The sequence below is a fragment of the Methylomonas rhizoryzae genome (genome assembly GCF_008632455.1).
Lineage (GTDB): Bacteria > Pseudomonadota > Gammaproteobacteria > Methylococcales > Methylomonadaceae > Methylomonas > Methylomonas rhizoryzae.
Window position 1 is genome coordinate 3,547,670 of the sequence record NZ_CP043929.1, and the last position, 18,153, is coordinate 3,565,822.

General features: G+C 55.3%; 19 protein-coding genes. 10 read left to right on the plus strand and 9 right to left on the minus strand.

Going from position 1 to position 18,153, the window contains the following annotated elements:
• Position 1 precedes the first annotated feature (1 nt).
• Positions 2–433: a pilin gene (locus tag F1E05_RS20660; protein ID WP_269473489.1), complete on the minus strand. Its 432-nt coding sequence runs from the start codon at positions 431–433 to the stop codon at positions 2–4.
• Positions 434–679: 246 nt separating this feature from the next.
• On the opposite strand from F1E05_RS20660, the gene F1E05_RS15905 reads away from it, so the two are divergent.
• A complete protein-coding gene (locus tag F1E05_RS15905) occupies positions 680–1,177 on the plus strand; it encodes a tetratricopeptide repeat protein (RefSeq protein ID WP_150050171.1) in 498 nt (165 codons plus the stop codon).
• Here F1E05_RS15905 and murU read toward each other — a convergent pair.
• A complete protein-coding gene (gene murU / locus F1E05_RS15910) occupies positions 1,155–1,859 on the minus strand; it encodes an N-acetylmuramate alpha-1-phosphate uridylyltransferase MurU (RefSeq protein WP_150050173.1) in 705 nt (234 codons plus the stop codon). The genes F1E05_RS15905 and murU overlap by 23 nt on opposite strands.
• Positions 1,856–2,860: an aminoglycoside phosphotransferase family protein gene (locus F1E05_RS15915; RefSeq protein ID WP_150050175.1), complete on the minus strand. Its 1,005-nt coding sequence runs from the start codon at positions 2,858–2,860 to the stop codon at positions 1,856–1,858. The genes murU and F1E05_RS15915 overlap by 4 nt, the downstream gene beginning before the upstream one ends.
• Before the next feature lie 95 nt (positions 2,861–2,955).
• On the opposite strand from F1E05_RS15915, the gene F1E05_RS15920 reads away from it, so the two are divergent.
• Genes F1E05_RS15920 through F1E05_RS15930 form a run of 3 tightly spaced genes read left to right on the plus strand, consistent with a single transcriptional unit; the run spans position 2,956 to position 7,603 of the window.
• Positions 2,956–5,781 (plus strand): LPS-assembly protein LptD, encoded by a 2,826-nt coding sequence (locus tag F1E05_RS15920; protein WP_150050176.1) that lies wholly within the window; start codon positions 2,956–2,958, stop codon positions 5,779–5,781.
• Positions 5,782–5,791: 10 nt separating this feature from the next.
• Complete coding sequence (locus F1E05_RS15925) at positions 5,792–7,084, plus strand: peptidylprolyl isomerase (RefSeq protein ID WP_150050177.1); 1,293 nt, start codon at positions 5,792–5,794, stop codon at positions 7,082–7,084.
• Between the two features lie 15 nt (positions 7,085–7,099).
• On the plus strand, positions 7,100–7,603 hold the full coding sequence (locus F1E05_RS15930; protein ID WP_150050178.1) for a DbpA RNA binding domain-containing protein: 504 nt from the start codon (positions 7,100–7,102) through the stop codon (positions 7,601–7,603).
• A 145-nt stretch (positions 7,604–7,748) separates the two neighbouring features.
• Here F1E05_RS15930 and F1E05_RS15935 read toward each other — a convergent pair whose 3' ends face one another.
• Complete coding sequence (locus F1E05_RS15935) at positions 7,749–10,064, minus strand: TonB-dependent receptor (protein ID WP_150050180.1); 2,316 nt, start codon at positions 10,062–10,064, stop codon at positions 7,749–7,751.
• Between the two features lie 186 nt (positions 10,065–10,250).
• On the opposite strand from F1E05_RS15935, the gene rnd reads away from it, so the two are divergent.
• Positions 10,251–11,405, plus strand: coding sequence for a ribonuclease D (gene rnd / locus F1E05_RS15940; RefSeq protein WP_150050182.1), 1,155 nt, complete (start codon positions 10,251–10,253; stop codon positions 11,403–11,405).
• A gap of 121 nt (positions 11,406–11,526) precedes the next feature.
• On the opposite strand, the gene F1E05_RS15945 is transcribed toward rnd, so the two are convergent.
• Positions 11,527–11,925, minus strand: coding sequence for a flagellar basal body-associated FliL family protein (locus F1E05_RS15945; RefSeq protein WP_150050184.1), 399 nt, complete (start codon positions 11,923–11,925; stop codon positions 11,527–11,529).
• A 66-nt stretch (positions 11,926–11,991) separates the two neighbouring features.
• Here F1E05_RS15945 and nagZ point away from each other — a divergent pair, with 66 nt between their 5' ends.
• The 3 genes from nagZ to F1E05_RS15960 are packed head-to-tail and all read left to right on the plus strand — an operon-like array spanning position 11,992 to position 14,286.
• Entirely contained in the window at positions 11,992–13,008 is a 1,017-nt protein-coding gene (gene nagZ, locus F1E05_RS15950) for a beta-N-acetylhexosaminidase (RefSeq protein ID WP_232056681.1), read from the plus strand.
• Positions 13,001–13,549 carry a hypoxanthine-guanine phosphoribosyltransferase gene (locus F1E05_RS15955; protein WP_190303330.1) on the plus strand — a complete coding sequence of 183 codons (549 nt, stop codon included), beginning with the start codon at positions 13,001–13,003 and terminating at the stop codon, positions 13,547–13,549. The genes nagZ and F1E05_RS15955 overlap by 8 nt, the downstream gene beginning before the upstream one ends.
• Entirely contained in the window at positions 13,546–14,286 is a 741-nt protein-coding gene (locus tag F1E05_RS15960) for an S-methyl-5'-thioinosine phosphorylase (RefSeq protein ID WP_150050188.1), read from the plus strand. The genes F1E05_RS15955 and F1E05_RS15960 overlap by 4 nt, the downstream gene beginning before the upstream one ends.
• A gap of 172 nt (positions 14,287–14,458) precedes the next feature.
• Here the strand turns inward: F1E05_RS15960 and F1E05_RS15965 are convergent, their stop codons facing one another.
• Positions 14,459–14,653 carry a hypothetical protein gene (locus F1E05_RS15965; RefSeq protein ID WP_150050190.1) on the minus strand — a complete coding sequence of 65 codons (195 nt, stop codon included), beginning with the start codon at positions 14,651–14,653 and terminating at the stop codon, positions 14,459–14,461.
• A 173-nt stretch (positions 14,654–14,826) separates the two neighbouring features.
• Here F1E05_RS15965 and F1E05_RS15970 point away from each other — a divergent pair, with 173 nt between their 5' ends.
• Both F1E05_RS15970 and soxZ read left to right on the plus strand, forming a co-directional pair.
• Entirely contained in the window at positions 14,827–15,225 is a 399-nt protein-coding gene (locus tag F1E05_RS15970; protein ID WP_190303171.1) for a thiosulfate oxidation carrier protein SoxY, read from the plus strand.
• Positions 15,225–15,551 (plus strand): thiosulfate oxidation carrier complex protein SoxZ, encoded by a 327-nt coding sequence (gene soxZ / locus F1E05_RS15975; RefSeq protein ID WP_150050194.1) that lies wholly within the window; start codon positions 15,225–15,227, stop codon positions 15,549–15,551. Before F1E05_RS15970 ends, soxZ begins: the two co-directional genes overlap by 1 nt.
• Here soxZ and F1E05_RS15980 read toward each other — a convergent pair.
• The 3 genes from F1E05_RS15980 to F1E05_RS15990 are packed head-to-tail and all read right to left on the minus strand — an operon-like array spanning position 15,538 to position 18,125.
• Complete coding sequence (locus F1E05_RS15980) at positions 15,538–16,497, minus strand: beta-ribofuranosylaminobenzene 5'-phosphate synthase family protein (protein WP_150050196.1); 960 nt, start codon at positions 16,495–16,497, stop codon at positions 15,538–15,540. The two genes, soxZ and F1E05_RS15980, sit on opposite strands and share 14 nt — an antisense overlap.
• Positions 16,498–16,528: 31 nt before the next feature.
• Complete coding sequence (locus F1E05_RS15985) at positions 16,529–17,224, minus strand: HAD family hydrolase (RefSeq protein WP_150050198.1); 696 nt, start codon at positions 17,222–17,224, stop codon at positions 16,529–16,531.
• A complete protein-coding gene (locus F1E05_RS15990) occupies positions 17,199–18,125 on the minus strand; it encodes a hypothetical protein (protein WP_150050200.1) in 927 nt (308 codons plus the stop codon). The genes F1E05_RS15985 and F1E05_RS15990 overlap by 26 nt, the downstream gene beginning before the upstream one ends.
• Positions 18,126–18,153 lie beyond the last annotated feature (28 nt).

Sequence of the window (18,153 nt, forward strand, 5' to 3'; positions counted from 1 at the left end):
TTTATGGGCAAACTGTCGGTTTAACAGCAGCATCCATTGAGCAAGCCCAATCAAATCTAGTGGAGCCTGTGGTTACAAAAGTCATAGTGATAGTTTTAGCTGCGATTCTGGCATTGACGCTACCAGCTGGTTTAAAAGTCGCCATGTATTGATTGTTGTTTTGAAATACGATTGATGCGGTGTATTTGCCGCTCGTTACTGGATTACCCAATTGACTAAGAGTTGGCACGGCACCATTTGTTGAATAATATTCGGCGATGCCGGTTTTCAAGCCACCCAACAACGAAGCGCCTTCCGCCGCTTGCGATCTGGCCAGATAGTCTTGATAAGCCGGAATCGCCACCGCTGCCAAAATGCCGATGATGGCGACGACGATCATTAACTCAATCAGGGTGAAACCTTGTTGTACTTTTTTCATGACAGGTGTGTTCATAGTGTTGTCCTCTTCTAGGATGTGCGGGTTAAAAATTCATTTAACTAAAAGCAGAAACGATGCCAACCCAAACAAAGCAAAGCAAAATATATCCAACACATTGATTTTCAAATAATTAAATTGGCATTTGATTGAAATTTCGCATTGCCATCCATGCCGGTTTGAGAAAACTCGCCTAATGGACTATGTTTGCCCGAGCCGAAAGACTGCCACTCAATTTTTGCCGGTCAAAAAACCCTGCCAATTATGGTAAATCCTCCCAACGACGAAATGCTTGCCTGCGTCAGCCTCCAAGCGGCGATTACTTTAACCGAATGGAGCGAACGCACGTTACGCAGGCGCCTGGCCGAAGGCTCGATCAGCTGCGCGGCGGTCGCCGGCAACAAAAACCTGATTTCACTCAAATCCATAGGCCACGCAGTTTGCATCCCGCTAAGCGACGACACTGTCCAATTAATCACGCGTGCGGACGGCGGCGAGGCCGAAGCGCAAACCGATCTGGCCATGCTGTTTTTAGCGCACGACAAACCGAAAAGCGCGGTTTATTGGCTGGAGCAAGCTGCCAAGCAGAATTGCCTGGACGCCATGCATTGGCTAGGACTATGTCATTTAAGCGGCGTCGGCTTGGCGCAGGACGATAACCTGGCGGTGATGTGGATAGCCAAGGCAGCGGCTCAAGGCCATGCCGTGGCGAAGACGCAGATGGAAGCCCTGTCGAATTTTAATCCGCAGCAACAGCATTAGTCCCGGTTTGCCGGGCCAACAACACGGTACCCTCCAACTCCCTCAATCTTTCCGGCGTTCCTATATCCAGCCACAGCCCGCCGAAAACCTCGCCGCCGACCGCCCGCCGCCGCATGGCTTCGCTGAGCAACGGGCGCAATTTCAATGCCGAACCGCATTGCATGCTGTCGAACAGACGCGGATGATAAACGCCGATGCCGCTGAAGGTGTACCGCTCTGCCCCGGATTCGAATAACTGTCCGTCGGCCCCCAGACCGAAATCGCCGCCCGGATGATGCGGCGGATTGGCCACCATCACCAGATGCGCATCACCCAGGGTGACATCCCGCAAACGAGCGAGCGGATAGTCGCAAATCACGTCGGCGTTGACGACCAGAAACGGTTGATCGCCCAACAACGGCAGGGCGAATTTTATGCCGCCCGCGGTTTCCAGCGCCGTAGCACCCTCGTCGGAATAACGGATGGAAACGCCCCATGGTTCGCCATTCCCGCAATGGTGGCGAATTTGCTCCCCCCGGTACGCCAGGTTAACCACAATGTCGCTGAAGCCGGCGCGCGCCAAGTTCTCCAGCGCGTAATCGATCAAGGCCTTTCCGCCCACTTTGAGCAAGGGCTTGGGAGTCAGTTCGGTCAGTTCCCGCATGCGTTCCCCGCGTCCAGCGGCTAGTATCATCGCTTTCATGGCGTCGTGCGGTAAGCCGGTAACACGCTTTGCTGTAAAAAAGCGTTAAATTCTTGCAGTTCGGGATAGGCGCTGCAAACATCGGCTATATACCCCAAGGTGCGCGGAATGTCTTGCAGATAGCCGGCTTTGCCGTCGCGCAAATGCAAGCGGGAAAATATGCCGACCGCTTTCAAGTGCCGCTGCAAGCCCATCCAGTCGAACCACCGGTTGAACCGTTGAAAATCGTCGTCGACCATACCTGCATCCAGCAAACGGCCGAAGTACTGCCGCAGCCAACGCTCGACGCTCGCCTGCGGCCAACGCACATAGCAATCTTTCAGCAAAGACACCAAATCGTAGGTGAGCGGCCCGATCACGGCGTCTTGAAAATCCAACACGCCGGGTGGCCCGTCGTCTTTCACGATCATCAAATTGCGCGAGTGATAATCCCGGTGCACGCATACCCGAGGTTGCTGCAAGGCGGAATCGATCAACAGCGCTTGCAATGCCTGCCAAACCGGTTGCGGGCAGGCAAGCGCCAATGTTTCCTGTAGAAACCAGTCGCGAAAAATGGACAATTCGCGTTCCAACAAGGCTTTGTCGTAAGCCGGTAAAGGAGTCGCCACGACGTCCACCTCGCTCTGCAAACGAAACAGGCTGTCCATGGCCTGCAGGTATAAAGCATCGGCCGACGCTTCGTTTAAACCGTCGGCATACAAACGGGTACCGAAATCTTCCAGTAGCAAAAAACCCAACGCTGCATTCTGCGCAAAGATTTTCGGCACCCGAATGCCGGCGTTTCCTAACAACGCGGCATTCCGGACGAAAGATTCGGTGGTTTCACGCTCGGGAGGCGCATCCATGACCACCTGACACCCTCGTTCGTGCCGAACGCGAAAATAACGCCTGAAGCTTGCGTCGCTGGATGCGGCTTCTATGGACCGCACCCGGTAGTTCAAATCCTCTGACAACCAACAAACCAACAGCTCCAAGCGCCGGTCGGAAACAAGAACGTTCATCTATAGTTACGAATTGCGGGACAACCTAAGGTAAAATGACCGGATATTTTATTCGATTTCCATCCCGCTACGCTTAATTCCCTGCCGACCGCAATATGACACTACGGTTATACCCGATTTATTTGGCATTGTTGTCTGTCCCGGAACTATCCATTGCCGCCAACAACGCCGTCTGGAATTGCGAGCAAGGCCCCAACGGCCAGTGGAGCTGTTTAAACCAGGACACTCCCGAGGCACCGCCGCAGCCGGGCAAGGATGCAGCCGGCGCGCAACAGCGGACAGTCGAACCGACACCGGCACAAAACAGCGCCGAAACCAAACCGCTGCCGCAAGCGCCCGGCTCTCACGCAGTACCTGAAGCCCCCGGTTCCGAACCCGCCGCTCCGGTCGCCGCGGCACCCATCAGCCCCAAACAGGCGCTTGAACAGGCGCTGCCTAAAAAACTGCACGCCCGCATCGGCGAACGACAAAAACCCGTTGTCGAAGAAAAGCCGCCGGCCAAGCAAGCTGCCAGCAAAGCCGGCCAAATCCCGGGTTGGACCTGTAAAGGCGGCGAGGAAAATGCGAATTGGAATTGCAATTTAGTGGGGCAAGATCCTAAAGGCGAAGCCCAGGTCGTGGCGGATACCACACCTGCTTCCTATTGGTTTAACCCCACATACAGCCTGGAACAAGAGCGCGCTTTTCAAACCTTGCGCGGCGAGTTTCAAGTAGACCCTTGGCTCAACTGCGGCAATTGGTCGGCCAAGAAAAACCAAGCGACCATGCAAACTTCGGCGGATAGGGAAAATGCCAGCACCGACGTAATAGCCGACTCCTCCGAAGTGTTCGACGGCGAGATACTCAACTTTGCCGGCAACGTCGATTTGAAACGGGCGGACCAACACTTGCTCGCCGATAAAGCCAGTTACGACACGGTAGCGCAAACCTTGGACGCCCAAGGCAATATCGTCTATAGCGAAACCGCGTTGGCTATCGCCAGCGATACCGTTTCGCTCAGCCTCAACAAAGACGAAGCGCGCATGCGCAACGCCCAGTTCATTGTCGCCGAAGCACCGTTGCGCGGTTCGGCGCAGACCATGTACCGGGACAGCGCAGCCCTATCGCGCTACAACGAGGCGACCTTCACCAGTTGCCCGCCCGGCAACCAAGACTGGATAGCCCATGCCTCGCGGATTAAAATCAACCGCGAAACCGGCAAAGGCTCGGCTAAAAACGCCTGGCTGGAATTCAAAGGCGTACCTGTGTTGTACACGCCCTACATCTCGTTTCCGACCGACGGCCGCCGCACCACCGGCCTGCTCGCGCCTACCTGGGCGACTACCCAACGTAACGGTTTCGACTTTTCCGCGCCGGTTTATCTGAATATCGCGCCGAATATCGACGATACCATTACCCCGCGCTTCATGGAGAAACGCGGCCAGATGTTGCGCAACAAATTCCGCTACTTGACCGAAACCTCGTACGGCTACCTCGGCACCGAAATCCTGCCGCACGACCAAATCAAAGACAAAAGCCGCTATTCGGCGACCTTTAGGGACGTTACCCAATTCACGCCACACTTGAGCTCGCACACCAACCTGAACTACGTATCGGATAAGGAATATTTCAACGACTTGAACAATGCCTTAGGTTTCCAGACCAACCGGTTTTTAACCAGTACCGCATTTTTAAACTACGACCGTTCCGATTTGTCGTTCGCCACCGGTATCCAGCATTATCAATCCGTCGATAAAACCATCGCCAATACCGGAGTACCCTACGACATCCTGCCCAGGGTATCGCTGAACTACGATCACGATTTCGAAAACCTGCCGGTTACCATCGCGCTGCACAACCAATACAGCCACTTCTTTCATAACGACTTGATCAACGGCCAACGGTTTAATATCGCACCCTCCCTCAGCCTGCCGCTGGAAACCAGTGCCGGCTTCTTCATCCCGAAAATTACCGGCCAATACACCCAGTATTCGCTCAGCAATCAAACCAACGCCAGTCAACCCGACAGCGTCAGCCGCACCCTACCGATCTTCTCGGTCGATAGCGGGGTTAACTTCGAACGGGACATGCTCATCGGCAACTCCAGCTACGTGCACACTTTCGAACCGCGGGCTTTCTATTTATATATCCCGCGTAAAGACCAAAGCGATATTCCGATTTTCGATACGGCGGCCTACGATACCAACTACTACAGCTTGTTCCGGGAAAACAGTTTCAGCGGTTTGGACAGGATTCAAGACGCCAACCAAATCACCCTGGCCGCCTCATCGCGCTTCATCGACTCCGCCACCGGCTTGGAGCCCTTGAAAATCAGCGTCGGGCAAATCCTGTACTTTCAGGATAGAACGGTCAATCTGCCCGGCATTCCGGTACAAACCAGCAGCACCTCCAATTTCGTCGGCGAGTTGGCCGGCCAGCTGACCCGAAATCTTTCTTATACGACCGGCGCGCAATGGGACCCTGAAGCCAACGGCATCGCGCGCGGTTTAGCCATGCTGAAATACCGCAACCAACCGGATCAGATTCTGGACCTCGGCTACCGCTACCGGAGAAACACGCCCAACGACCAATCCACCTTGTCGCAAACCACCATCTCGCAAACCGACATGTCGTTCCGCTGGCCGTTAGCGGCCGGCTGGTACGGTTTGGGTCGCTGGCAATATTCGTTCAATTTCGATAAAACCACCGAAAGCTTTATCGGCATAGAAAAAGAAACCTGCTGCTGGCGTTTGCGCTTGATAGGCCGGCGTTACATCAACGGCGCGCGTACCGGCGATATTCTGGCGCCGGACGCCAAGCCGGAAAACGCAGTATTCGTGCAACTGGAGCTGAAAGGACTGACCAGCTTCGGCGACAGCGTCGACGCGTTTTTACAACGCAACTTAAACGGCTATCATCCGGCCAGTTATTTCGAAGATTAACCCCCCCTACATGAACCGAATTATCCTGCTTTTCAGCTTTGTATTAGCCTGCGCCGCTTCGCTCGGCGGCGTGGCGTGCGCGGAAACCCTGGACCGCATTGTGGCGGTCGTCGAGGACGACGTCATCCTGAGCCGGGAACTTGACCAGGAAGTGGCGGCAGTCGCCAGCCGGCTCAGCAGCAACAACGTGACCATGCCGCCCGAGTACGTCCTGCGCAAACAGGTACTGGAACGCATGATCGTCGACAAACTGCAGCGCCAATTGGCCGCGCGTTCCGGGATACAAGTCAGCGACGAAATGCTTAGAAGCTCGGTGGGCGACATCGCCGCGCGCAACAACATGTCCGTGGAAAACTTCAAACAAGAACTGACGCGGCAAGGCATGGATTACAAAGCCTTCGAAGACAATCTGCGCAACGAAATCATCATCAATCAATTGCGCGGACGGGAAATCGGCAGCCGCATCAAGGTCACCGATGCCGAACTCAACCATTACATGGAAACCCAGAACAAGGCCGGCAGCGGAAACAATCAATATCATCTGGGCCATATATTGATTTCGATTCCGTCCGGCGCCTCCGCCGGCGTGATACAAAAAGCGCGCGACAAAGCCGAGCGCATCGTCGCCGACTTGCGCCAAGGCGCCGATTTTCGCGAAACCGCCATCAGCGAGTCCAACGACGATAACGCATTGAAGGGTGGCGACTTAGGCTGGCGCAACCTGGGGCAAATTCCCACCTTATTCGCCGATCTGGTGCCGCGCATGACCCAAGGCGAAGTATCCGACCCCATCCGCAGTCCCAGCGGTTTTCACGTGATCAAAATGCTGGAGACCGAAGGCTCCGCCCATCACATCGTCACCAAAACCAAAGTCCGCCATATCCTGGTTAAAACCAACGAACTGGTCGACGACGCGGAAGCCCAAAAACGTTTACACGCTCTGAGACAGCGCATAGAAGACGGCGACGACTTTGCCGCATTGGCGCGCGCCCATTCGGACGACAAGGGTTCGGCCATCAACGGCGGCTCGTTGGATTGGGTCAGTCCCGGCGCCTTGGTTCCACCGTTCGAAGAAGCCATGAACAAACTGGAGATCAACCGCATCAGCGCTCCGGTGCAAACCCAATTCGGCTGGCACATCATTCAAGTATTGGGCCGGGAAAGCCAAGACGACAGCGATCAATTCCGCAAGGATAAGGTGCGCGACGAAATTCGCAAACGCAAAATAGAAGAAGAAACCGAATTATGGCTACGCCGCTTGCGCGACGAGGCTTACGTCGAAATCGATGCCGACAAATTGTAACAAGGTGCAAGCCCTATGCGCGCGACGACGCTCAAACCCGACAAGTTGAAAAAACGTCTGCAACAGACGCTTAAACAGGAAAAGCTCGGTGCGCAACGCGATTTCGTACAACGCTTACAAGACGAATTGGGTATAGAACCGCTGGACTGCGCCGCCGCATTGCTGCATATCTGCTTTCCCAGGCTGTTACCGCACCGCAGCAAAGAACCGGCGCCACAGCCCGCGGCGGCCAAAACCTCGCCTGCTTTCAAAAACGTGCGCTACCGTCTGGACGTCGGCAGCCTGCATCACGTCAACAAAGAAGCTTTGTTAACGGTGTTGGTCGAAGAATCCGGGGTCGATAGGAAACGCATCAACTATCTGGACATCCGCGATACCTACACCTTGGTCGACTTGCCGGACGGCATGCCCGCCGACATTTTTCAATTGCTGAGCGAGGCGACCATAGGCGAACACCGCCTGAATATCAAACGGGTCCGTTCCAACCGCAAACGATTCCGCGAAGGCAAGACCGCTTAATACTTGAAAAACGGGTAACTATTCAGCGGTTACCCGGAAAAACGGTTTATCCCCCCATCAGGAGAGGGGATTTGTGCTTCGCACTGAATAATGCCGAAAAATTACGCCCCTGATCGTTAGGCCGAACGCCTAATCAGCCATACGGTCACAAGGTAAAACGTATGCCTATCCAGGCCGCGCGCGGTGCCCCAACGCCGACGAAACGGCTGTTTTTCTCGTCGATGCCGAAACTTTCCAATACCTCGCCGGTTTCCGCCCAGGCACCGAAATTGGCGTAACGCCTATCGAACAAATTCGTCACTCGGCCGAACAAGGCTACGTGTTCGTTAAAGCGGTATTCGCTACGCAAATTAAAGATTACGAAAGCCGGCAGTTTTGCGGTCAAGTTTGCCTCGTCGCCACGCAAATATTGGCCGCTGTTGTAATTCATATCGAAGCCCAGCGTCCATTGCGGCACTATGTCGACGTCGGTACTGAATTTGAATTGATGCGCCGGTATACCGGGAATTTTATCGCCCGGATGCACCTGAATTTTCCCATCGACCGCATTAGGATTGGCGGGACTCAGACTCAAAAAAGGCGACTGATAGGTCGCGTCGATAAAGCTGTAATTGGCCGACCAGCGCCAACGCTGGTAAAACAAGCCGGACAAGCCCGCTTCCACCCCTTGCCGCTGGGTTTTTCCGACATTGGTGAAATAGCCCCGGGTATTCACCCCGGCGTCGCTTTGAAACACGATGTCGTCGTTGTTAATGATATGAAAGAATCCGGCATTCCAATCGACCGGGCCTGGCGCCAGCTGCGCCAAGCGTCCGCGAAACCCGCTTTCCCAGGTATTGGCAACCACTTGCTTCAACGGCGGATCGGAAACGAAGGCGTTAGGCAGTTTACACGGTGCCTCGGGATTGGCGCAGCTCAGTTCCATCGGGGTCGGCACCCGCGACGATTCGCTGTAGTTGCCGTAAAAGGTCAGCTCCGGCATGAAGGCATAAGTCAAGCCTGCCGCCGGATTAATCCGGTTGAAACTGTGCGCGCCGGCCAAATCGCTGCCGTATTGGTCTTTCAATTCAGCGTGTACGATGTTGTAACGCCCGGATACCGTGACATCCAACTTATCAGTCACAGCATATGTGTCGGTCAGAAATATCCCGTACATATTGTTTTCGGTATTCAAGCGGACGTGCGACTCGTCCAGATACACCCCGCCGCCGGCCACGCCGCGATCCGCGGTCAGCAGGCCTAGTTCGGTATCGGCGCGGTAATGCGTCGTGCTGTGATCGTAACTCGCACCGACCACCAACTGGTTGTCCCGGCCGAAAATCGGCTGGTGAAAGGCATTTTGCAAGGAAAATCCGAAGGATTGCTGGGTAGCTTCCGAAGTATTGATGGTACCGCTTTGCAACGCTTCGTCGGCGGCAATCAAGCCGCCGCCCAACCGCTCCACAGGCTCCAATACACCGTCTTCCTCCTCGCACACGTAATCGCTGCCACCCTGGCTGCACGTCTCCAGTTCGCTGCCGTCGCCGTTATAAGTGGAGATGCGGTTGCGCCGGTAATAAGCCACCCCGGACAACTGGTTACGTTCGTTCAGCCAGGTATCGCCGTCCAGCGACACCAAAAACAGCCGGTTGCGGGTCAGATCGGGATGGGTGAACACCTTATCGCGTCCGAAAGCCAGCAGTTCCTCCGGCACGGTACCGTTACCGCGCAACGCGTTTTCACTGCCTGCCAGCGACAAATTCAAACTCGATTCGGCTCCGCGCCAACTCAGTGTGCCGAATCCGCGTTTGGCGTCGCTACGCGAATGGTCGCGCCAACCGGCCTCGGAGAAATTGTTGAAATCCACAAAGTAGCCCCAGGTACCGTTGTTCCAGCCGCTGCTAAGCTCTTCGCTGTGCCTGTCCCAAGAGCCGCCCTGTACCTCCAGACTGTGTTTAGGTGCGGAAAATCCGGTTTTGGTCTTTACGCTCAAGGCACCGCCTAAAGCGTTCAGACCGAAAGCCGGATTGGCCGAAGGCAGTAAAGCCATGTTGTCTATGGCTCCCGGCGGCAGCAAGTCCCAATGGATCATGTCGCCGAAAGGTTCGTTGAAACGAATCCCGTTCACGTAAACCGCCAAGCCCTGCGGCAAACCCATCAGCGGCGATGCGCTGAATCCGCGAAACTGCACGTCCGGCTGCAAGGGATTGTTTTGAGCGTCGTTGACATTGACGCTACCCAAATAACGATTCAGGTAATCGGCCAAGGATAAGGCCTGAGCCTGCTGCAATTCCTCTGCGTTTGCAGTCTGCAGGTGAGCCGGAATTTTATTGATATTGACCCCGCCGGATTGTATCGGCGACACCGCCACCACTTCGATGTCGTCCAATACCTCTGCACCGCGTTCCGATTTTTCCAGCGCTTGCGCACCTAGCGGTAACGCGGCAAGCCATGGCAGCATGCCGAATAGCACAGTTTTCATGATTTTCCCCCCGAATAAATGGACCGAACATGTTAAGTCGCTCCCCCAGCTTTAGAAATTCGCCTTGGATAAAAAGGATTTTTTCCCGGTTCATGGTGGCTCCGCTTCGATATTCTCCCGCCGATAAAAGCCGGCGCGCTAAAATAACGGTTTAAAAATAATCAAGCACCATCACTATCCGGCAATATGACCATTCAATTTATAGACCGCCCCGAACAGCTACCCGACCTTTGCACCCGTATCGCCTCCGAACCCTGGATTGCACTCGACACTGAATTTCTAAGGGAAAAAACCTATTACCCGAAGTTTTGTTTACTGCAAATCGCCACGCCCGGATGGGTGGCTTGCGTAGACCCGCTGGCCGTATCCGACCTGTCCGCCTTATTCGACGTCATTTACCGGCCGGACATCGTCAAAGTGCTGCATTCCTGCCGCCAGGACCTGGAAATTTTTTTTCAAATCACCGGCAAAATACCCGGCCCGATTTTCGACACTCAAATCGCCGCGCCTCTACTGGGTTTTCAAGAAAATCCCGGTTACGCGATGTTGGTTTCCAGTTTTTTGAACGTCAACTTGAATAAAGCGCACACCCGCACCGACTGGTCGGAGAGACCGCTAAGCCCCGAGCAATTGCAGTACGCCGCCGACGACGTGACGTATTTATGCAAAATCTATACAGTGATGCGCGACCAACTGCAGGCATTGGGACGCTCAGGTTGGTTGGACAGCGATTTCGAGCTATTGAACAACCCGGATCATTACCAACTACCGCCGGAAAACGCTTGGCTAAAAATACGCGGTAAGAACAAACTCACCGGTCGGCAACTGTCGGTGTTGCAAACCTTGAGCGAATGGCGGGAACAGAGCGCACAAACCGAAAACAAGCCGCGCAACTGGTTGTTTCCCGACGACATGCTGCTGGAATTGGCGAAACTACAGCCTGTGACCTTGGCGGATTTAAGCAAGATACGCAACATCAACGAACGTAGCGTCAACCGATACGGCAAAGTATTGTGCGAATTGATAGAACAAGCCCGGCAACGTCTGCCCAAACCATTGAAAGACAAGGACAAGCCCGGTAAAAAGACCCAGCAGCACGAAGCCATCATCGATGTACTGTCCGCCGTGGTTCGCATCCGCGCCGAAGAAAACCAGTTGAATCCGGTGATCCTGGCCACCCGCAAGGAACTCGAACAATTATTGTTCGGCGAGGAAGACTGCCCGTTGCTGCAAGGCTGGCGTTACAAGATGGCCGGTCAAGAATTGCAGGGTTTGCTGCAAGGTCAATACAGCCTGAGCATGTCGGCCGACGGCATCGCCATCGAACCGATGCCTAATTGATGTTTTGAGATTCGCCGCATTACCGAAGCACCCGAAAACAGCGGCCTGCCGTTCGCCCATTTCGCCGGCGCCGGCGGCCCAAGCGTCTATGCTACCGAGCGGCAAACAACAGGCAAGACCGTCAGTTGACTAAAAAATCGGAGAAAAATACGTCTCTAAAGCCGTCGCTGTTTTCGATTTTGGCCAAACTGTCGGCCACCAGCGTTTTGACCTTCAACCGCAAGGCCTCGCGTTGCTCCATGGTTTGCAAGTCCTCTACCTTCATGCCGCTAAGCATCATGATCATTTCGTGCCGCAACATCGGTTGATGTTTTTTGATTTTTTCGACATTTTCGGCGCCTTCCACCAGCAATTGCACGGTCAACAGCAAATATTTCTTCGGTTCCGCCAAATTGACGGTAAATTTGGGCGACATTTCCACGTATTCGATCACAGGTCCGGCTGGTTCCGCTTTTTCCTCGTTGCCGAAACCGCAGACCGGCACCAGCAACAAGGCAATCAACAAAAACACGTTTCGCATAGCGATTCCTCATATAATGTTAGCTTTAGCAAGCCCCCAGTATATGCCAATTTCGATTTTTATCTCATGAGAGCAGAGCCGATCGGGCCGGTCATGATAGACCTGGAAGGCCTGGAATTATCTGCATTGGACAAAGAAAAGATCGCCCATCCGAACACCGGCGCGATTATCCTGTTTGCCCGCAATTACGATAATCCCGAACAAATCCAAGCCTTGGTCCGGGCGATTCGGGATGCGCGCAACGGACAGTTGCTAATCGCCGTCGACCAGGAAGGCGGGCGGGTGCAACGCTTTCGCAGCGGCTTCACCCGGCTGCCGGCGGCAGCTAGCTACGCCGCCCAACCGGAATTGGCCGAAACCGCCGGCTGGTTGATGGCCACCGAAGTATTATCGGTGGGAGTGGATTTTAGCTTCGCGCCGGTGTTGGACGTCGATTGCGGCGTCAGCGAAATCATCGGCGACCGCGCGTTTTCTCAATCCGCCGAGCAAGCCACGGAATTAGCCGGTTTATTTTTGCAAGGCATGCGTTTGGCGGGCATGGCGGGTACCGGAAAACACTTTCCCGGCCACGGCGCGGTAGCCGCCGACTCGCATGTAGCCCTGCCGGTGGATAACCGCCCGTTGGCGGACATTCGCACACGCGACCTGCTGCCGTTTCAATGTTTGATACAGCAAGGCTTGCAAGCCGTCATGCCGGCGCACGTGGTGTATCCGGAAATCGACGCGCAACCGGCCGGATTTTCCGAAATTTGGCTGCAACGCATCTTGCGCGGCGAGCTCGGTTTCGACGGCGCCATCTTCAGCGACGACCTCAGCATGGAAGGCGCGGCGGCGGCCGGCGGCTTTTTGGATCGGGCGTTGTCGGCACAACGCGCCGGTTGCGACATGCTCTTGGTCTGCAACAATCCCGGCGCGGCGGAACAGGTCTTGGAAAACTTACCCATCAGCCGTTCTGCGGACCGGGAACGCAGATTGCTGGCGATGCGCGGCCGCCCGCAATATGTCTACCAAGAATTATCCCACTGTACGCCGGCTCAAGACGCCGTCCGCCAAATCCAACGTTTTTCCGATGCCCATGCTTAGCGAAATCGAACAAGTCAAACACAACGCGCTGTTGTTGCACGACCAACGGGAAGTGGAAGCCGCATTGGACGCCATGGCGGCAGCCATCAGTTCCCGATTGTCGGCCAGCAATCCTTTGGTCTTATGTGTCATCAACGGCGGTATTATCGCTACCGGCAAGCTACTGCCCCGTTTGGACTTTCCGTTAACCCTGGACAGCATTCACGCCAGCCGTTACCGCAACAACACCCAAGGCGGCGACGAAATTCACTGGCTGTTCACTCCCACCAGCCCGGTCGCAGGCCGCACTGTGTTAGTGGTAGACGACATTCTGGATGAAGGCCACACCCTAGCCGCCATCGTCGCTTGGTGCAAACAGCAAGGCGCGGCGGAGGTGTTCAGCGCCGTGTTGCTGGAAAAGCAGCTAGAGCAAGCCAAACCCATACAAGCCGATTTCGTCGGCATCAGCGTTGCCAACCACTATTTGTTCGGCTACGGCATGGACTACAAAGGCTATCTCAGAAACGCCGCAGGCATTTACGCTTGCAAGGACACGATATGACATTGGCGATAATCGGCGGTACCGGGCTAACCCAACTAGAGGAATTGCGCATCATAGGTCGGCAAACGTTACATACGCCCTTCGGCTCGCCGTCGGCCGAGTACCTGTTCGGGGATATAAACGGTACGCAACTGATCTTTCTGGCCCGGCACGGTAATCCGCACCGAATACCGCCGCATAAAATCAACTACCGAGCCAATATTTGGGGCCTTAAGCAATTGGGGGTTACCGACGTCATCGGCGTAGCCGCGGTAGGCGGCATCGGCGAACACATGCAACCGGCGCAAATCGCGGTGCCGGAGCAGCTGCTCGACTATACCTACGGCCGCGAGCATAGTTTTTTCGCCGATAACCTCGAGCACGTAACCCACATCGATTTTACCGATCCCTATACCCCGGCGTTGCGCAATCGCATTATTCAGGCCGCCGATAACGCCGGCCTGGAAATCTGCCGCTTCGGCACTTACGGCTGCACGCAGGGGCCAAGGCTGGAAACCCGTGCGGAAATCAAGCGGATGGCGCAAGACGGTTGCGATTTAGTCGGCATGACCGGCATGCCGGAAGCCGCGCTAGCGCGCGAATTGGACATGGCTTACGCCAATATTTCGGTCGTGGCGAACTGGGCGGCGGGCCTGGGCGACGGCGAAATTACCATGGCGGAAATTGAAAAGAATTTGCAAATTGGCATGACCAAAGCGACAGAATTGCTGAAAGCCATAGCCGTCCTACCCGTTTGAGCGGTTTTACATCGCCGCTTTCATGCGGCAACGCGCAGAAAAAAGGCCTTCCGCTGGGGTCACCGGAAGGCCATCAGCTCATGTTCGATGTCCGTCAATCACGCCCTTTTCGATCGAACAGTACGCTGAAACCAGAGAGAAGCTAATTTCTTAAAGGGTAAGCTTACCGCGCTTAGCGTTTGTTGCCGGCGGCGTGCAACACGTCGTTACGGTAGGCGGAATTGCTGGAATCTTCGGCGATTGCGGCCGCGGCTGAGGCATATTTGTCGTGCTCGGAGCTTTTCACCATGTATACGGCACCTGCAGCAACGGCGCCGGCCAACACTACGTACAAAACGAAATTGTCTTTTTCTTGTGCTTGGTTCATTGTTACCTTCCTGTTGTTTTTGTGAAATGGCGTTGATCAATCAACGGCGCTTAAGTTATCAAAGGCCGGTCGATTAAATTTGATATGAATCAAGAAAACCAGGGTTATTGATGCGGCGCAGAAACTTTTTATTACACGGCCTCCGGATCTTTACGGCTGCACTCTTAGAAACATTGGGCATTGAACCGGCACGGGCCGGCGCTTGGCGAACGGACGATTTTCGCAGCACGGATTTCGCTTCCGCCTTCGCTGCCTTATTCGACGGCCAGGCGATAACCGAAAGCGATGGTTTGCAGATTTCCTTACCCGAAATCGCGGAAAACGGCGCAGTCGTTCCGCTGACGATAGACAGTACGCTGAGCGGGATCGACAAACTCTACGTCTGGGTGGAAAACAATCCGACCCCTTTGGCGGCGCAATTCGATCTATCGCCCAATCTACTGCCTTTCGTCACCGCCCGCGTGAAAATGGCGGAAAGCGGTTACCTGCGGGTAATCGCCCGTCAAGGTAAAAATTGGTTACAGGCAAGAAAGTGGGTGACCGTCGTACAAGGCGGTTGCGGAAGCGGATGATGACAAGCTCTACAAAAATCAGAAGCCAGCGTTTTGCGGATTATCTGGAAATCAAGGTATTGATTCGCCATCCGATGGAGAACGGCCGCAACCGCGATAGCGAGGGCAAACTGATACCTGCCCACTTCATTCAAACATTATCGCTGGAACTAAACGGCCAAACGGTCATGCTAGCCCATTTAGGCCCCAGCCTGTCGCGCGACCCCTATTTCTGCTTTAGGCTACAGCGGGTCGAATCCGGCGCTCTCGTAAAGGTTAGCTGGTCCGACAATCAGGGCTTGAGCGATGCGGTCGAGCACAAAATATCCGATATTAGTGGCGAATAATGTCGGCGCCGCTGTTGCGTGCGGACACCACTTGAAATTCTAAATAGTGCGACGCAAAGTGCCGCTGCAACTCGCTTAGCAAATGCGCGGCGCGTTGCGGATCGGGAAGCGCGCAAAATCCGGTAGGCCCCCACGAAGTTTGCCCGATAGCCACCGCGCCTTGCGCTTGCAGCCAGGCCATGGTTTGCGCGACTTCGCGACTGGCAAACACGCCGCCTTGTACCGGCGCGAAATGCCGGCCCACCGAATTTTGCAACTCGGTTATGACTTCGCCGAACGCAGTCAAATTCTGCTCTGCGATAGCCGGCATGGCTTGCATCAACAGCAAATACGCCAAACGCTCGGCCTCCCGGCGCGGAAACGGCGGCAACTTCCGGAACGCCGACACCTCTTGTTCGCCGTGCAAACCCTGTCCGCGCGTGTCGAATACCAGAATAAAACGCCAACTCTCCGGCACTGCGATTTGCGCCAAAATCGGCGGCGTCACGGTATCGGGCCCTCTGCCGCCGTCCACCACCAAGCCGCCGGCTTCGAACGCACCTATGCCTATCCCCGAGCGCGCGCCGCGCTCGGTCAAATGCGCGATGTCGCGCACGCTGAGATTCAATGCGTAAAAGGCGTTCAGCGCAGCGCCCAGCGCTAACGACAATTGCGTGCCCGAGCCCAAGCCGATGTGTTCGGGAATTGCGGCGATGACATCCACCCGCAAGGACTCGGGTAACTGCAAACGCCGGCACAAACGGCTCAAGGCTTTCGCCACCCGGTCGGCACACAAACCGTTTACCGTAAGCGTTTCGGCGTAAGAAACTTCTACCCGGGTATGAATTTGCTCCAACGCCATACCGATGCTGCCGAAATGCCTGCCCAACGCGCCGCTTAAATCGATAAACCCCATATGTAGGCGCGCCGGCGCAATCACAGTCACTTTTTGATGGTGCGGCTTCACAAGCTCATTCCCCTAAACGATAAGGGATTTATTATAACGAAGCCGACTCGCGTCCCGGGATAAATTCAATCGCTTGCCTCAAGTCCCGGCAAGTGCCGTCCGCAGCCTGAACTGCCGACAAATCGGCCGGCAAACAGGAAGGAATGAATAGGCAACGGCAACCGGCCGCAACCGCCGCCCTCACCCCAACCGGCGAATCTTCCAGCACTAAGCAGTCGGCAGGTCTCATGCCCAGGCGTCGGGCGGTTAGCACATAAATGTCGGCGGCCGGCTTGGGACGTTCCACGTCGTCCCGGCTAACGATTTCGCTAAACACGTCCTCCAAGCCAGCCAAACGCAAACAACGCAAAGCGTCGTCTCGGCGGCTATTGGTCGCCAACCCGAACGGTAAGGCCATGGCACGCAAATGGTTCAACAGCGCGTCTAACCCCGGCTTCACCGCGATACCTTCGCGCTGCACCTTACGCTGCCAGATGGTGGCGCTACGCGCGAAAAATCCGTCGGTATCGAAATCCTGGCCGAATTGGCGGCGCAACTTGCCCGGAAAATCCGCGCCGGCCGTACCGGAAAACGACCGGGCAAACGCCGCACTCATCTCGAACCCCATCGCTGCCGCCGCCGCGCGCCAAGCGGCGAAATAGCCGGTTTCGCTATCCAGCACCAAGCCGTCCATATCCAAAATGACAGCCTTGACCGGCGGCTTAGCGCAACACCCTGATATATTCACCTAACGCTTCCCGGTTGGAACCGACCACGACGCGCCGCCGACCCGACCTATCTTCCTCCAACAAACCTGCCGCTTCTATCATTTCGCCAACCTTCGCTTGACCCAGGTAGGTCGCGGTAAAGCTCACCACTGCGCCAATTTCCGGATGATCGAGCTGCAATTGTCCGGGATAATCGAAACCTAAGGAATCGTCGATCACCTTGGCGCGAATTTTCACCGGACCGATTTTTCGGAAAACTTGTGCGGATTCGGCCGCATCGTTCAATAAAGACAAGTCGAATTTGCGTCGATTGAACATGGCTTTGTTGTATTTGCGCTGTTCGTGCCAGACGTATTCGTCGAATCCGAAATCGCAAGCGCGGCGTTGATAACTAGCCAGCCAATCCTCGCGACTCAAATCCTGGCAATGGTTGGCGGCAATTGCGGCTTGTACGACCTGTCTGGCCCGGTGAAACTGCTCGCGGTGGTAACAAACCAAATCAATGTCGGATTGACGGTTTTGCATGCCGACCAGCAACGAACCGGTTATCCCGAAACCGGCCAAATCCAACCCGTTACCCTGCAACAACCGGCACAAGCCCTGCAAATCGCGCACCGCGGGATCGTTGGATTCCGCTTGCAGCAGGTCTTGCAATACGGTTTGCGGGCGAAAATGCTGCTGCACCTCGTGCTCGGCCACCGCATGCAGATCGGCGTCCAGCCGCGCCGAGTGAAACAAAAACTCGGGATGGCTATACGCCAGCAAACCGTTGGCCGAATCGCTAGCCAGCTTGCGCCAACAACCGGCTTGCAACGCATATCTTAAAAAGCACAAAATTCTGCCGTGCTCCAATCCATCGGCGACGACGGCGAACAACAGCCCGTCGCGCACCTTTATAAAATCTTTAGCACGGTAGTGCATCGCCAATCTCCACTCGATTCCGGCCGTT

Bases quoted from the DNA above. Each gene is read 5' to 3' on its own strand.
- F1E05_RS15935 (WP_150050180.1), bottom strand. From the start codon at position 10,064: ATGAAAACTGTGCTATTCGGCATGCTGCCATGGCTTGCCGCGTTACCG.
- F1E05_RS15965 (WP_150050190.1), bottom strand. From the start codon at position 14,653: ATGAACCAAGCACAAGAAAAAGACAATTTCGTTTTGTACGTAGTGTTG.
- F1E05_RS15925 (WP_150050177.1), top strand. From the start codon at position 5,792: ATGAACCGAATTATCCTGCTTTTCAGCTTTGTATTAGCCTGCGCCGCT.
- F1E05_RS15920 (WP_150050176.1), top strand. From the start codon at position 2,956: ATGACACTACGGTTATACCCGATTTATTTGGCATTGTTGTCTGTCCCG.
- F1E05_RS15905 (WP_150050171.1), top strand. From the start codon at position 680: ATGGTAAATCCTCCCAACGACGAAATGCTTGCCTGCGTCAGCCTCCAA.
- F1E05_RS20660 (WP_269473489.1), bottom strand. From the start codon at position 433: ATGAACACACCTGTCATGAAAAAAGTACAACAAGGTTTCACCCTGATT.
- soxZ (WP_150050194.1), top strand. From the start codon at position 15,225: ATGACAAGCTCTACAAAAATCAGAAGCCAGCGTTTTGCGGATTATCTG.
- rnd (WP_150050182.1), top strand. From the start codon at position 10,251: ATGACCATTCAATTTATAGACCGCCCCGAACAGCTACCCGACCTTTGC.
- F1E05_RS15915 (WP_150050175.1), bottom strand. From the start codon at position 2,860: ATGAACGTTCTTGTTTCCGACCGGCGCTTGGAGCTGTTGGTTTGTTGG.
- F1E05_RS15960 (WP_150050188.1), top strand. From the start codon at position 13,546: ATGACATTGGCGATAATCGGCGGTACCGGGCTAACCCAACTAGAGGAA.
- nagZ (WP_232056681.1), top strand. From the start codon at position 11,992: ATGAGAGCAGAGCCGATCGGGCCGGTCATGATAGACCTGGAAGGCCTG.
- F1E05_RS15990 (WP_150050200.1), bottom strand. From the start codon at position 18,125: ATGCACTACCGTGCTAAAGATTTTATAAAGGTGCGCGACGGGCTGTTG.
- F1E05_RS15945 (WP_150050184.1), bottom strand. From the start codon at position 11,925: ATGCGAAACGTGTTTTTGTTGATTGCCTTGTTGCTGGTGCCGGTCTGC.
- F1E05_RS15955 (WP_190303330.1), top strand. From the start codon at position 13,001: ATGCTTAGCGAAATCGAACAAGTCAAACACAACGCGCTGTTGTTGCAC.
- murU (WP_150050173.1), bottom strand. From the start codon at position 1,859: ATGAAAGCGATGATACTAGCCGCTGGACGCGGGGAACGCATGCGGGAA.
- F1E05_RS15930 (WP_150050178.1), top strand. From the start codon at position 7,100: ATGCGCGCGACGACGCTCAAACCCGACAAGTTGAAAAAACGTCTGCAA.